Source organism: Actinotignum vesiculae, from assembly GCF_051267215.1.
GTDB lineage: Bacteria > Actinomycetota > Actinomycetes > Actinomycetales > Actinomycetaceae > Actinotignum > Actinotignum schaalii.
In genome coordinates, this window is sequence record NZ_JBOZGG010000005.1 from 56,676 (window position 1) to 72,154 (window position 15,479).

Consider the following 15,479-nt stretch of genomic DNA (forward strand, 5'->3'; position numbering starts at 1 on the left):
ACTCCTTGTCATTTAGTTCTTTTTGACCACCACTACGATAGCCCAGATGGAGAAGGCAATATTCACGATGGTGGCGAGCATAAGGAGAATGAAACCAGATCCAAGGTTGGCGAATCCGGAGATGTCAGGAAGTTTGGACAGAGCGTTCATGATTCCGATCAACCACAGGAGTCCGAAGAGTAAGCCCACCCCGCCGGCGGTGGCCATGGTCCACTTCTTCTTGATAACCAGCGCGAGCGTGGAGAAAACAGCCGCGATGAGGTAGCAGAGCAGCACCATCCAGCCGATTTCCGAATCGGCGGTCATGAGGCTAACGGAGAATCCAAAGCTCGAAACCAGAGGCAGGAAAACGGAGAGCATCGCGAGCACCTGAGCGCCGATGAGCACAGCCGGAATAATCACATGCCACTTGGAAGCGCGCCCCGCGGAGGCAGCCGCGAAGCTCTGGCGCATGGCACCGGCCTGCTGGGCGACCGCCGGAGCCACCCGGTTGCTCACGAAGTCCTTGGCCCCGGTGGCGAATTGCTTGAGACCTTCTTTCATATCCCCCACGGAATTATCTGCAGCGCCCGGCCCGGCCACCGCGCCCTGGGCGACGGCCTCCTGGTATTCCCGCAAGGTGGGTTCGCGGCCGTTATCGAGTTGGAAGCGGGCCTGCCACTGCTCGGCGGTGAGCGGTTGCGGGGCCTGTTGCGCGTGCGCGGCGGGCTGCTGGAACTGGGGTTCGGGTTGCTGATACTCACCGGCCGGCTGCTCCGCAGCGGGCTGTTCTTCCGACTGCGCTGCCGGTTGCGCTTCCGGTTGCTGGGTCTGCGCGAACTGTGGGGCCTGCTGCGCCTGGCCTTCGGCCTGGCGCTCGCGAATCCAAGCAACCAGCGCCGGGTAGCACTGCGGATGGACCGCGATAGCATCCCACAGGTCGGGGCGCTGGGCCGCAATATCGGCAAGATCCCGCGCGGTAATCTGCGGGTCGCCTAAGTTTTCGAGGGTCATTGTGCGCGGATCGTACATCATAGCGGTTCCACTTTCTCCCATAGAATTTCCGTACCGCAAAAACGCGGACGAAAACCCCGTGTAGCTACCAATACTTTCTACGGTTAATATACGGAGTTTTCTCCTGTAGCAACAGTATCCCAGTTACCCTAGGTACGTGGAGTTTATGAAAAACTCTACAGGTACGACGGCGGGGCTCATCACGCGAGTTCCACCTTCCACGTCACCGTACTCCATCTGTGAGGAAGGACCTCTTATGACTAACGGACCTGACCACTTCCCACCGTCCACGCCGGTGCCGCCACCTCCGCCTCCGCCGCCCTCCGCGCCAACGCCTTCCGCGCCGAGCCCCGAGGAAGCGGAGCTGACCCGGACAATTCCGCCCGTCGAGGAGATGCCGGCAGCACAGCCTGAGGCTACTCCGGCGCATCCGCTCGCGGTCCCGGTTCCTCCCCCGCCTCCCGCACCGCCGGCCCCCGCGCATGCCGCAGACGAGCAGCCCGAAGACGATTTCTCTGAAGGCAACTGCTCCGAGGTCGGTCAGCCCGACGAGCAACATGCCGAAGAAGCTACCCCGCAGCCCGATCCAGAAGCCACACTCGCCGCTACAATCCCTGCGGCGGATTCGCCCGCGCCAGCGGCGCCGTCGCCCCTATCCCCACGTGAGCCGGAAGCGTGGATCACGGCCGATGTTGATGCGGGCGCGCCCACCCGTACCGCGCTTCCGCGGATGCTCGAGGAGATTCCGAGCGCGGGCAGTGCTGGGGCCGCCCCGGATGCGGTACCGGCCCCGGGTTATCCGCCCGCTCCCGGTTATGCGCCGCAGCCCGGTTACGGCGCCCCGCCGCAGGGCTACGCACCTCCGGGCGGGTACGGCACCGCGCCGAGCCCGGCCGCCGGCCGCGGAATGCCGGGCGGAATGTACGCTACCGCCCCAGCCCCGTCGCTCCCGCGGGAGAAGAAATCCCATAAGAAATTGTGGATTAGCCTAGTGGTTTTGCTGGTGCTCGTCGTGGCGGGAGTTATTGGTTTTAAGGTGACGGCTAGTAAGTTCGCGCCGGAGAAAACGGCCGAGGCCTACCTTTCCGCGATTGTGGACGGGAAGGCCAGCGCCGCGCTCGAGGTGTACGACCCGAATGTGCGCTCCGGCGAACGCCTGCTCCTCAGCGACGAGATTTACAGCAAGGCCACGAATCGGCCCACCGATTTTGAGGTCATTTCTGCCTTTAAGCAATCGCAGCCGGGCGGGAAAAATACCGTGCGCGTGAGCGCCGAATTCACCATCGATATGAAGAAATATCCGGTTGATCTCACTCTCAGTGAGCGCGGCAAGAAATTCCTGTTCTTCTCCGAGTGGCAGGTCACTGATGCGCCGCTGGGGACCTTGGTGCTACGTTCCGCAACGCCGCAGCTCAGCGTCAATGGGGTCGACGTCGATCTTTCGACCACGGTGGACCCGGCCGACAAGAGCGAGCGCGCCAGCGGGTACTATTCGCTGCCCGCTTTCCCGGGTACCTACACGGTGGGTGCCCAGGGCGGAGACACGTACGTGAGTTTCGGGGAGACGGAGAGCGTAACCGTTCCGGTTCTTGACTTGAGCTCCCCGGCCGTCATTGAACCGAGCTTCACTCCGGAGGTGGCCGCGGAAATCCAAAAGCAGGTGAATGCGCGGTATGAGGCGTGCATGCCCGCCGATACCTTCGAGGTGAAAGACTGCCCCGAATTGAATATGAGCGATCCTGTTTTCCAGGCGGTGACGGAGATTCGGCGCTCGTGGAAGGAAGAACCCAAGGTCGAGGTGGAGGCCTCCAGCCTGCGCTACGAGGATGGCGCTTATGTGGGCACCGCCAAGGTCAAGGGCAAGGCCATTATTAATTACAAGCAGCGCTACAGCGAGAAGGATCCCTGGAAGGAATCGGAGTGGCCGGTCAATATCTGGGTGAACCGCACCCTGCGCTTCGAAGTGAAGGACGGGGCGATCACGGTAGATTTCTCCAAGGATAATTACGGCTGGTAAAGAGGCTTATGACGGCCTGTAGGTAGCCCGGATCCGGTCCGGTGCTGCATATGCCGGGCCCGGTGCCGCACGACGGGCCGGGCCCGGAGCCGGCCACCGGACCTGGTATATGTTTTCCGAGATGTACTGCCGATGTCGTAATGCGAAGTACAGCTCGGAAAACACCTCGTGCCCCCGCAGGTGCTGATGTGACTCCTGAGGTTCGGCTATAGACGTCAGCTCACCTTATAGAACTCAGCTCGACTTCTATGACCTCAGCTCACCCAGGACTTCAGGAGACTCGTTATCTCGCTTCGAATACCCTCGGGTGAGAAGCCCTCATCCACCTCGAGGTTTTCTATTGCTACGTGCCCATCTTTCGCCCGCGCCGCCACGCGCCCGATAATCCGCTCATCACACAGAATCGGCATCCCGAAATACCCGAACTCCCGTTTATGCGCGGGCTTATATGCCTCGAGCCGATAGTCTTTCCCGAAGAGTTCACGCTGGCGCGAACGCGTCCAAATAAGCGAATCGAAAGGAGAGAGCAGCGTAATACTGCCCGTCTCCCACGTGGCGCCATGCAGTTCCTCCATGAAGGCCTCATCAGCAAGCCACGTTCCGGCCAGCCCGCGCACCTCAACCGGTACATACCCGTTCGCGACACAGCGCTCGCGAATATTCGCACTTTTCGGGAACCTGAAATAATCCACCACATCGTCAAAGCGCGCGATCCCGAGAGCGCGCAGAGCTAGCGCAACGGTACCGTTCAAACTCTCGTCCTCATCGAGCAGCTCCGAACTCGGTAAACCCGCTTGCTCGGGGGTGCAATAGATTCTTTGCCACTTCTCGTCTCTGCTGATTACCGCGAGGTCGCCGATGCTCAGTAACCATTCGCAGGCGGTTTTGACCGGGCTGCTGCGTTCCCAGCCCTGCCCCACCGCGCGCCCGAGCTGCGAATGCGCCGTGGGTCCGTTCTCGCGTATGCGCTCCAACACGGCCCGCGCCACATCGTGATCGACCTGGGGACCGGATAACCCGTATTGTTTAATGCGACGACGACGCCAATGGAGCAAGGGCCATATTGACCTGGGCATAAGTGAATGCGCGTGGCCCCAGGTTTCGAAGAGGCCGGTAGAACTCTCGTGTAGCAACGGCAAGCTATCTTTATCCACTCCGCGGGCGAGCAAAACCAATTCTTGGGATCTGCGCACGGCCTGTAGCGAATCAATTTGAACGCAGCTGAGGCGCTGGAAAACATCGGAAATGGAAGCACCGGCGCTGCGAGCTTCCGGGGCGAGCCCCTGCGCCGTCACCGCAATTTTCCGCGCGGTTGCTATGTCAATGCGATACCGCGGTTCACTATCAGGATTCACCATCACGGTATTGAAACATCCACGACCGCCCGGAAGCAAGCACGTGCATAGGTAGAAGAAAATGCGCGCCGAGCCACAAGCAACGCACACACAGATAAGAAGCCAGCGTGCACATAAAACGGGGCGGGGTGGTTCGTCATGAACTACCCCGCCCCGCTCTTATGGGATGGATCCGCCCTGCTCTAGCTCTGCTTTAGCCTGCTTTAGCGCAGCTGGTACTTTCCGTTCACGAGGCGGTAGCGCGGATCGAGGAGGAGCGCCGCTTCGCCTTCGTGGCGGTCCCCGGCGAAGCGCTCGTCCACCGAGGTTTCGGTGTAGAGCGGCGCGTGGCCAACCATTCCGGCAACCAGATGGCGTGCGCCTTCCAGCAGGCGCATATCAGCGCTCTCCCGCCACAGCTGGGCTGCCTTCGCGCCGTTGGTGCGCGCGATAGCCGCCTCGAAAGCCGCCGGATGCACGAGCATCATGAGCGCGGAAACATGCCCGAAGCCGAGCGAGGTCAGCACGGCCGCCTTGATATCGCCCACCTCGAGGACCTCGCGCGGCCACACCAGGTAGCTGCGTTCCTCGAAAGCCGGATCGGAGCAGTCCAGGGCCTTATTCCCCGGGATCTTCCCGGTGGCGAACATCTGGGTGATGCCAGCCATCTGGAAGAGCGCCGCCCCGCCCTTGGAATGCCCGGTCAGGGTCTTCTGGGAGACCACGTAGAGCGGGTTACCCGCGCTGCGGCCCAGCGCCGTGAAGAGGCGGTCGTGAAGTTCCGCTTCGTTCGGGTCATTCGCATTGGTGGAAGTGTCGTGCTTGGAAAGCACGGCGACGTCGTCCACACTCACACCCAGATTGCGCAGGTTCGTGGCCAGCACGGAGTTCTCTCCGCCCATGCCCGCGGCCAGCGCTCCCAGGCCCGGTGCCGGAATCGAGGTTTGGATACCGTCCGCGAAGGAGCGAATATAAGCCACCACCCCGTAGACGGGCAGCCCCATCTGGGCGGCCACGTCCCCGCGGGCCAACAGCACCGTGCCGCCACCGCAGGCTTCCACGAAGCCACCGCGGCGCAGATCGCCAGCGCGGGAGAAGAAGCGCGGGTTGATGCCCTTCTTCGCCATGGCGGCAGAATCCGCCGTCGCATTCATATCACCGAAACCGATGAGGGACTCCACCTGCACGTCATCAATCGCACCCGAGACCACGAACTGGGCCTTGCCGGTGGCGATCTTATCCACGCCTTCTTCCACGGATACCGCGGCGGTCGCGCAGGCGCCGATGGGGTGAATCATGGAACCGTACCCGCCCACGTACGCCTGCATGGTATGCGCGGCGATCACGTTCGGCAGGGTTTCCTGGAGGATATCCTGCGGGTAATCCTTACCCAGGAAGCGATCCACGTACAGGCGGCGCATGGAGGTCATCCCGCCGAAGCCGGTGCCCTGCGTGGAGGAAACATCCACCGGGTGCACGTATTCGAGCAGCTCCGCCGGGGAGAATCCGGCCGAGAGGAAGGCATCCACCGCCGTCATGAGGTTGTAGATAGCCATGCGGTCCGCGCTCTCCACCAGCGATGCCGGGATCCCCCACTTGGCCGGATCGAAATCGGTGGGGAACTGCCCGCCCACGCGGCGGGTGAGGGTGGTACGGCGCGGCATGTAGGTCAGTGCCCCGGCCTTGCGGGTCACCCGCCATTCGCCATCCTCCTCGAAGAAGCTGGTGAAGCTCGGATCCGCTTCGGCGTGGGCGCGGGCTTCCGCTTCGCTACCCACCGTGAAGGTCACGTCCTTCTCCAGGTAGACCGGGGCGATATCGGTGGTCCCGATATCGGCCAGCGGCCCGTCATCCACGAAGGCGCGGATACCCGAACGTGCCACAACTTCGTCGCGGTAGCGTTCGAAAATATCCTCTTCGGGAACCAGCTCGCCCTCGGGGGTGTACCAGCCCGGCTTCGGAGTGTCGAACCAGGTGAGCAGGCCCATCATCCAGGCCAGCTCCAACACCCCGGCCGGGGTGAGGTCCACATCGCCGTCGCTTTGAATCCCGAGTTCGGCTTCCCACCGGGTACGCGAGCTGCCCCACGGGCCGGTTTCGCCCAGCCCCACGATGACCACGAGGTCCTCGGGCTTGGCGCTGCCGCTTCCGAAAGCACCCAGGTCCATGGTCGGCTGGTGGATGCTCACCGGGCTGGGCAGGGCCCGCACGCTCGGCGCGGCCTCCGCGGCCGGCGCGGGGGCGGCCGGCGTGATGCTCGCGGCCAGTTCGGGCAGGTTAATATCGCCCAGCCCGCCGGTCATATCGTGGATGACCGGCGCGGTGCGGGCGGCCGCCACCGATTCGGGGGTGAAGAGGGTGAGCAGTTCGCGCCCGGCTTCCGCCGTGGACCAGGTATGCACGCCCTTGGCTTCCACGGCTTCCACGAGCGGATCGTTCCCGCCCATGAGGCCGGTGCCGCGCACCCACCCGATCTTCGCGTGCGCGATGGTGGTGCGCTGGCCCCACGGCTCCACGCGCCACTTATTGACCACGGCATCGAGCGCGGCCTTGACTTCGCCGTAGGCGCCGTCCCCGCCGAAGGAGCCCCGGTTCGGGGAACCCGGCAGGATCACGTGCATGCGATGGTCGATGGCGGCATCGGTGCCCAGGCTCGCGAGGGTGCCGATGAGGCGTTCCACGCTCCACAGCAGCACGCGGGCCTGGTTTTCCGCTTCGGGGCCGGCATCGCTGAGGTAGCCGCTCACCCGCGGCGCCGCGAAGGGCACCAGGAGGTCAGGAATGAGGGCCGGCTTGACGAGCTTCGAGGTGGCACCCACCGTTTCGCGTTGTTCGGCGCCGATCCACGCGGTGATCGCGTCGACGTCGCGGAAGGAGGCGAGGTTGGCGGGGATGAGCCACAGTTCGGCACCGTTGATGGCGTTCTCGCGGTAGAGCTTCTTAGCGAAGTTCAGGCGCGCGGTGGAGATACGCGAAGAAGTGGCGACGACGGTTGCCCCGCCGGCCAGCAACCCGGCCACCACCGCACCCGCGATGGAGTTCTCCGCCATACCGGTCACCACCGCAACCTTTCCGGCGTAGATCCCCGGGGTGGTATCGCGGGCAGCGCGAGCGATCTTCGTCAAGCGCGCCGCCAGCTTGGGATTGCGGGCCGCCTGCCATTCGGCCTGGCGGGCCACTTCTTCCCCAACGCCGGTGAAATTGGCGCTCACTTCGCGCCCGAAGGCAATCTTGGCCACGTCCTCGCGGGCGGTGGCCCAGCGGTCGCACAGGCGCACGGCCTGGGCCGGATCGAAGCGCGGGGTCACGAAGTCTTCCCAACCGCTGCCCAGTTCCGCGCTCATCGCTTCGCGCAGGGCCAGGTCATCAGCGGCCGCGGGTGCTTCGGGGCGCTCGTTGTGGCCGAGGCGCGCGAGCAGATCGCGCGCGGTTCCGGCCAGGATCGCGTCCATACGTTCGGCATACGCGTCGAGGGCAGCGGAATCGACGACGCCGCCCGCCCCGCTCCCGGTACTCGGGAGCGCAACGTTGATGCCGTGGGCCGCGCCCACCGCCCGCACCGCCGCGTCAATGAGCTCATCGAGCTGGGCGGCCGAGGTGGGAGCCAGCGGGAGGGTGGCTAGTTCGTCACCGCGCACCGACTTACCTTCGCGGGTACCCAGGAGGATGGTTGCGGTCACGTGGGCCACCCAGCCTTCGCCGAGCTGCCAGGTGTCCCGCACCCGCTGGGCCACCCGGGCCGGCTTCGCGCCGGCCGCACCGGTGAGCGAACGCAAGCGGTCCGCGATGGCTTCGCGCAGCACGCTGCCGAAGGGCTTATAGGAGTGGGCGGCCTGATCCACCTGGGAGACCAGGGTGGCCAGCGGTGCTTCCGCGGCACCGTCCATGGAGGCCAGGTCGAATTCGGCGGTCATATCCATGAGGATCTGGTTGCGCTTGGAGGAAACCCCGTTGGTGAGGGTTTCTACCGAATCGGCATCGCCCATCTGATCCAGGCGGATCTTCGTGGACCAGGCCAGCAGGACGCGCAGGGCGTCCCCGGCCCGGAAGGGCAGATCCGCGGCCGGTTGGCCATCGCCAGCCGGAGCCGCGACGGGTGCCGGGGTTGCTGCAGCTGCGGCGGCCGGAGTTGCCGCAGCGGCGCCAGCAGCAGCCGCATCCGGTGCGGGAGCAGCAGCGGATTCCGGAGCGGCAGCAGCGGTTTCGGGTGCCGCAGCCGCGGCGCCATCCGCGCCGTTCGCCGCAGCGTCATTCGCGCCGACCGCAGCCGCCGCGCCGTCCGAGAACCCATCCTCAGCCACCGGGGCGCTGGCAACATCCTCATGCAGAACCCGCTTGGCATCGCGCTGCACGTTGTACACGCTCACGTGGCGCTGTGCGTGCTTGGGCAACGCGAGGGTGCGGGTAGCCATATTCGCCAGCGTCGGCGAAGCGGCCAGGCCGATTTCCACGATGTCTTCCACCCCGGCCTCAATGAGGTAATCCTGGGTTTCAATCCAGCGCACCGGGGAGGCAAATTGCCAGGCCAGCAGCTCGATCAGGAGTTCGCGAGCGGTCCCCACCCGGTCGCGCTCCAGACGCGCGGGCAGATCAGCGCGGATCTCACGCACAACCTGGGAGGGAACCACCTCAAGGATAGCATCGCAGAATTCTTCGGTGAGCTCGAAGGGGCGGGCCACCAGGTTAGGCAGGTAGCGCCCTTCAAGAATTTCGAGCTTAATATCCGCGGGAACGATAGCACGCAGGGTATCGCCAAATTCGGCTACGCCGGTGCGCAGCACGCTGGAATGGAAGGGCACGTCAATACCGGGAACCAGCATGAAGGGGCGCTTACCCCCGGCCTGCCGGGCCCGCTCATTAGCGTCCTTTTCCAGAGCTTCCAGGCCCGCCACGGTTCCAGCCACCGCGTACTGGGCGCCGGCCAGGTTGTAATTGACGATCTCGAGGAATTCCCCGGAAGCGGCAGCCACCTGCGCGACGTAGTCGCGCACGGCGTCGTCGCCCACCCCAAATTGGTTGGGACGCAAGGCGCCCATACGGTAATTCGAGCGGCCCTGCTCATCGCGTTCCACCAGGTGATGCATGGTGGTACCGCGCCGGTACACGATTTCCAGCACATCCTCGAGGCTGAAGACCTGCGAGTAGGCGGAGAGCGCATTGTATTCACCCAGGGAATGCCCGGCGAAGTAAGCACCGCTTACCAGTGAACCCTGTTCACGCAGGCGTGAGGTCTGGGCGAAGGCCACGGTCGCGAGCGCCACCTGGGTGAATTGGGTGAGGTTGAGGACCCCGTCCGGGTGGCGGAAGATCTCGTCACGCACCCGCAGTTCCACCGGGTTATCGCGCACCACCGCGAGGATGGAGAAACCGAGGGCGGAACGGGTATGGCGGTCGGCGCGTTCCCACACCTCACGCACGGCAGCCGAAGCGGCCCGGTCATCGAGGGTCATGCCGCGGGCCTGGATGCCCTGACCCGGGTAAACGTAGGCGGTCCGCGGCGCGCTCACGGTGCAGGAGGCCTGCGAGACCACGGTATCCCCGCAGCGGGCGGTCACGTCGAGGGCGAGCCCGCCCCCGCGCACCCGGCCCACGCGCTCCACGGTAATATCCACCGCGTCGCCGAGGTTGACCATGCCGAACATGCGGTAGGTCCACCCGGTGATATGCATGGGGGCGCGCCCGGCCACCGGATCGGCAACCGCGTGCTGGGCGGCGGCGCACAGCCACATGCCGTGCACCAGCGGGGCGTCCATTCCCGCCACCAGCGCGGCGTTGCGGGATACGTGAATCGGGTTGAAATCACCGGAAACAATGGCGAAAGCCGTCATATCGGTGGGGGCCTGCACGGTGACCTTGCGCAGTACCGAGCGGGGGGTGTCGATAATATCGGCATCCACTCCCCCGCGGGCGGCCGGCTCGGAGGGCAGTTCCGTGGTGGTGGCGCGCCCGCGCATGGCGAAGCGTTCCTGGAATTCCAGCACCACGGTGCCGTCCTCGCGCGCAACATTCGTGCGGATGGTCAGCACCCGGCCGGCCGAAGATTCGGCCACAGAAGCAACCCAGGAGCGCGCGGTGAGCTGCCCGGCTTCCAGGATCTCCTCCACCGGCACATTCACCTTCTCGAGGTGATCAAGATGCACGCCGGAGAGCAGCCCTTCAATAATCGGGTAGCCATCGGCTTCGCCCGAACCCATCGCGGAGTAGATGGTGGGCCAGCACGAACCGAGCAGCGCGGAAGGCACGGCCGCCGGGGTACGCCCGGCCGGCGCGGTAATCCCCGCGTGCAAGGTGTTGATCTCCGGGGAGACCGCGAAGGTGAGGGTGGCAACGCCGTCGATCATCTCGGGTTGCTTCGTGATGGGGGTGCCGCCCAGGGTGGTGGTTCCCACCCCGGACATCGCGGCGAGCACCTCGCGCATAGCCGCTTCCAGGCGGGCATCATCCACCACGGGCAGCCCGCCGGTGGCCACCGATTCGGGCAGCAGCAGCGGGATGCGCATATGCCGCACCACGTGCTGGTGCGCCTGGGTGCCATCCCAGAGGGTATCGAGGGGCACGAAGATTTCCAGGCCCTCCGGGGTATCGCGGATTTCCGCTTCCGGAATGAGGTGGGCCGGGTTGGTGGCCAGGTGGCCGTGCCACACAATGAAGGGGGTTTCCCGCAGGAAGGTTTCGCGGTCCCGTGCCGCGCGGGAGAAGGCCGGCTGGGCCTGCGCCCCGCTCGCGCTCACCCGGGCCACAGCGTCTTCTTCGTAGCGGCCCAGGATATCGGCGATGGGTTCATCGACCTTGGTGATAGCGGCAACCGACGTGGGCCCGGGAATAATACGGACCTGATCCGCGGTGTAGCGCGGATTGTGGGATTGCCACAGGGAATCCGAACCCCAGAAGCGCAGCACCTGCTCATTGATGACCGGCACGAAGGGAACCGGCTTGGGGTACTTGGAGGCCAGGGCCACGAACCAGGCTTCGTCCTGGGCGAGCACGGTGTGTTCTTCCGCGCTCGGGTAGGCGGCGAGGAAGCGCTGAAGTGCTGCCTGCGGATCGGCGGCGGCATCGGCCTGGGTGGGGAAGAGCGTGGGAACATCCCCGCTTTCCGCTTCGCACAGGCGCGCTTCGAAACGCTGAAGCATTTCCCAGAAGCGGGTTTGGGTGGGTTCATCGGCCCAGGGCACGGTCAGTTCCACGTAGCGGCGCAGCGCCTGCGCGTAGGTCATCTGCGCGATATCCCCGAAGTAGGGCTTCGCGGTGGCGTTGATCGCGGTGATGATTTCCTCGCGGCGCGCGGCGATGGCCTCGGCATCCCCGTCCACTTCCACGAGGAGGCGGGCGGCGCGGGCGGCCGCGTTTTCCACATTGTAAATATCGGCGTGCAGGGAGGACTGGGTGGAACAAATACCACCGCGGGTGGAGCCGGCCGCCACCCAACCGCCGTTATCGTCCGGGCTCACGCCGGGCGTATCGACAAGCAGCTGCTTGACGTCCGGGTTCGTTTTCGCTTCCTTCGCGGCCATGGCCGCGGTTCCGATGAACACACCGTCCACGGGCATGGGGCGCATGCCGTAAGCCTCGGCCCACGTTCCGGTGAGGAACGACGACGCCCGCTCGGGAATGCCCAAGCCGCCACCCACGGTAATAATGAGGCCGGCCTCACGCATCTGGCCGTAGGTCGCGATAAGCAGGTCTTCCAGGTTCTCCCAGGAGTGGTGCCCACCGGCGTGGCCGTCTTCCACCTGGGCGATAAGCGGGGCGCCCGGGCAGGCCTTGGCAATCTCCACGAGCTGGCGAATCTGGGCCACGGTGCCGGGCTTGAAAGCAATATAGGGGAAACCTTCGGCGCGCAGGCGCGCGATAAGTTCGAGGGCTTCGTCCTTTTCGGGAATGCCGGCGCTAATGACCACGCCGTCCAGGGGCGCACCGGCGGCGCGCTGGCGGGAAACCAGCCGGCGCGAGCCGAATTGAAGATCCCAGAGGTAGCGGTCCAAGAACATGGTGTTGAACTGGGCTACCCGGCCCGGTTCCAGGTGCTCGCGCAGGGTGGAGAGGTTCTCCGCGAGGACTTCTTCGGAGACCTGCCCGCCCCCGGCGAGTTCGGTCCAGTAGCCGGCGTTGGCGGCGGCCGCCACGATTTCCCCGTCCACGGTGGTCGGGGTCATTCCGCCGAGCATAATCGGGCTGCGCCCGGTCAGCCGCGAGAAAGCGGTATCCAGGTAGGTGTGGCCCTTGATCTGGCGCAACTGCGGGGCGTATTCGGACCAGTCGCGGGTGCGGGTCACGCGCGCCACCCCGGTCACCAGGTCATCGCGGGCCGCGGCGGTGGAGGCATCCACGTAGCTCACCCCGGTACCGGCCAGGTTTTCCAGGGCGATGGTCTTGAGGTTCGGGCCCGGGCCCAGGTCCACCACGAAACCGGCCGGGGTGCCGCCCTGCCCTGCTTCGTCCAGGGCGGCGGCGAATTCCGCGGTCCAGTCCAGGCTGGCGGTGAGCACGGCGCGGGCTAGCTCATCGCTGCGCTCCACGTTGAGGGAGCAGCGAGCCGCCCAGGCATCCACGAGGGCCACGGCCGGTTCGAGGAGCGGGGAATGGAAGGGGGCTCCCACGTTGAGGAATTCGCACACCGGGTGGAGGGCTTCCCCGCCGGTGAGTTTATCGGCGCGGGCGCGTGCTTCCCGTTCGGCTTCGCGTTCGATGAGGGCCACCAGGGCGGTGAGGGCGGCCGGGCGCCCGGAGACCACGCAGGCTTCCCGCGAGTTAATAATGGCAACATCCGCATCCGGGACCTTGGCGGCCAGGCGGCGCAACAGCGGGGCGCCTACGCCCCGTACCGAGAGCATGGGGCTGGCGTCCTTGCTCGCGGTAATCCCGAGTTCCCCGCTGACCTTGGAGGCGGCCGCCCCGATGAGGCGGGCGAGGGCGAAAATACTGGCCGGTTCGCTGGATTCCACCATGGCGGTGGCCAGCACGCCCTGGGAGTGCCCGATGGTGGCGGTGGGGCGCACCGCCAGGTCGCGGTAGGCCCCGTACTGGCTGAGCAGGATGCCGGGGACCGAGGTGTGGGGAGCACGCCCGGCGCTGGCCGGGCCGCGCAGCCCGAGCAGGTCGAGGCGCCCGGCGGAAATCACGGTGAGTTCGGGGAGCACCGGGGCGAGGATTTCCTCGGCCGCCGCGTCCACGGCGCTCAGGTCGGCGCGCAGCCGTGCGGAGGTGAGCAGCTCATCTAATTCGGCGCGCCAGGGGGTGCCCTGGCCGGCGAATTGGAGGATCCACGGGGAAGCCGGCGGGGTGGCCGTCAGGGATTCATACACGCTGGTCATAGTGTTCTTTCTGCTAGATGCGGGAGGTCCCGCGAGGCAATTCTTGAGAAAAATGGAAAGATCGAAGGGTGGGCTCTGAGCGCCGTGGTCTGGGCCCAGGCTCTACGGCGCTGGAACGTTCCGGATGAACGCCCACGCGCTCGGGGCGGGCCGCTACATGGGAATATTCCCGTGCCGGCGCTCGCCGGGATGCGAGCAGTCTTTGGTGGCGAGGATGCGCAGGGATTCAATGAGCACCCGCCGGGTATCTTCGGGGGCGATAATGCCGTCCAGCTCCCCGCGTTCCACGGAGAGGAAAGGATTGACATTCTCGCGGGTGTACTCTTCGATGAGCTGCTGGCGCACCGCCGCCACATCCTCACCGTTCTGTTCGGCTTCCCGCAGGCGCCGTCGCCCTGTAATAGCGACCGCGCCCTCGGCGCCGAGCACCGCAATTTCCGCACCCGGCCACGCGAAGTTGAGGTCCCCGCCCAGGGACTTCGAACCCATGACGATATAGGCACCCCCGTAGGCTTTACGCAACACCACGGTGACGAGGGGCGTCGTCGCATTCGCGTAGGACCAGATAAGCTTCGCGCCGCGGCGAATAATTCCGGCCTGTTCCTGTTCGGTGCCGGGCCGGTATCCGGGCACGTCCACGAGGGTGATCACGGGCACGTGGAAAGCATCGCAGAATTGCACGAAACGCCCGGCTTTTTCGGAGGCGTCCACGTCCAGGGTGCCGGCATCCACGAGCGGCTGATTGGCCACGATCCCCACGGACTGCCCGGCCAGCGCCGCGAATCCCACCACGATGGAGCGGGAGAAATGCTCCTGGACCTGCACGAATTCCCCGTAGTCCACGAGGTTCGCGATGACGTCGAGCATATCGTAGGGCTGCTTGGTGGAGGCGGGCACCAGATCGGAAAGGTGCCGGGCGCACTGGGTATCCGTGGCCGTTTCCTCGTAATCCCAACGCGGCAGCTCCGCATCGCAATGCGCGGGCAGGTAGGTGAGGAGGGTGCGGGTGTAATCGAGGGCATCGTCCTCGTTCGCGGCCAGGTAGTGAGCCACCCCGGATTGGAAATTGTGGAGGGTCGCCCCGCCCAGGTCATCGAAGGAGACCTCTTCCCCGGTGGTCGCCTTGACGACGTCCGGTCCGGTCACGAACATATGCGCGTTATCGCGCGTCATAATAATGAAATCGGTGAGGGCCGGCCCGTACACCGCGCCGCCCGCACAGGGCCCCAGAATAACGGAGAGTTGCGGGATAATGCCCGATGCCGCGATCGTTTTCTTAAAGATGCGGCCGTATTGGGACAGGGCGACGACGCCGTCCTGGATGCGGGCGCCACCCGAATCAAGCAGAGACACCATGGGGATGCGCAGCTCGAGGGCTTTGTCCATGAGGGCCACGATTTTATCGCCTTCGGCCTCCCCCAGGGTGCCTCCGGATACGGAGAAGTCCTGGGCGTAGACCGCCACGAGCTGGCCGTCCACCTGCCCAATTCCGGTGACCACCGCGGCGCCCCGGAAGCCGCGCCCCAGGTTCCCGCCGGCGAACTGCCCAATTTCGGTGAAGCTACCCTCATCGCACAGCAGGGCGATGCGCTCCCGGGCGGTCTTTTTACCGTGGGCGTGCTGGCGCTGCGCGGCGCGTTCCTCGGCCTGCCGGGCCAGGTCGTTTTGGTATTCCGCAAAACGCACCCGGTCCACCTGCTGGGCGCTGTGATCCAGGGTTTGCCATTCGTGGGCGGAACGTAATTCAGTCAGCGACATGATTCTCCTTCGCTACTTTCGGGCAGGGGCTCGCGTGGTGACGCATAATCGCGCGCGGGCGCA

Annotated in this window: 5 protein-coding genes; 1 reads left to right on the forward strand and 4 read right to left on the reverse strand. The window is 65.4% G+C overall.

Annotated elements, in window-relative coordinates; genetic code table 11:
* Window positions 1-12: 12 nt before the first annotated feature.
* Window positions 13-1,035: a variant leucine-rich repeat-containing protein gene (locus ACRQHG_RS04015; RefSeq protein ID WP_435713242.1), complete on the reverse strand. Its 1,023-nt coding sequence runs from the start codon at window positions 1,033-1,035 to the stop codon at window positions 13-15.
* Window positions 1,036-1,249: 214 nt separating this feature from the next.
* On the opposite strand from ACRQHG_RS04015, the gene ACRQHG_RS04020 reads away from it, so the two are divergent.
* On the forward strand, window positions 1,250-3,010 hold the full coding sequence (locus ACRQHG_RS04020) for a zinc ribbon domain-containing protein (protein ID WP_435713243.1): 1,761 nt from the start codon (window positions 1,250-1,252) through the stop codon (window positions 3,008-3,010).
* 254 nt (window positions 3,011-3,264) lie between these two features.
* Here the strand turns inward: ACRQHG_RS04020 and ACRQHG_RS04025 are convergent, their stop codons facing one another.
* The 3 genes from ACRQHG_RS04025 to ACRQHG_RS04035 form a co-directional block, all read right to left on the reverse strand.
* Window positions 3,265-4,368 (reverse strand): DNA glycosylase AlkZ-like family protein, encoded by a 1,104-nt coding sequence (locus ACRQHG_RS04025; protein WP_435713244.1) that lies wholly within the window; start codon window positions 4,366-4,368, stop codon window positions 3,265-3,267.
* A gap of 200 nt (window positions 4,369-4,568) precedes the next feature.
* Window positions 4,569-13,658: a fatty acid synthase subunit beta domain-containing protein gene (locus tag ACRQHG_RS04030; RefSeq protein ID WP_435713245.1), complete on the reverse strand. Its 9,090-nt coding sequence runs from the start codon at window positions 13,656-13,658 to the stop codon at window positions 4,569-4,571.
* A 153-nt stretch (window positions 13,659-13,811) separates the two neighbouring features.
* Window positions 13,812-15,416, reverse strand: coding sequence for an acyl-CoA carboxylase subunit beta (locus ACRQHG_RS04035; protein WP_435719598.1), 1,605 nt, complete (start codon window positions 15,414-15,416; stop codon window positions 13,812-13,814).
* Window positions 15,417-15,479: the final 63 nt, after the last annotated feature.

Excerpts from the sequence above, each read along its gene's own strand:
- ACRQHG_RS04015 (WP_435713242.1), bottom strand. The coding sequence starts at position 1,035 with ATGGGAGAAAGTGGAACCGCTATGATGTACGATCCGCGCACAATGACC.
- ACRQHG_RS04020 (WP_435713243.1), top strand. The coding sequence starts at position 1,250 with ATGACTAACGGACCTGACCACTTCCCACCGTCCACGCCGGTGCCGCCA.
- ACRQHG_RS04025 (WP_435713244.1), bottom strand. The coding sequence starts at position 4,368 with ATGGTGAATCCTGATAGTGAACCGCGGTATCGCATTGACATAGCAACC.
- ACRQHG_RS04030 (WP_435713245.1), bottom strand. The coding sequence starts at position 13,658 with ATGACCAGCGTGTATGAATCCCTGACGGCCACCCCGCCGGCTTCCCCG.
- ACRQHG_RS04035 (WP_435719598.1), bottom strand. The coding sequence starts at position 15,416 with ATGTCGCTGACTGAATTACGTTCCGCCCACGAATGGCAAACCCTGGAT.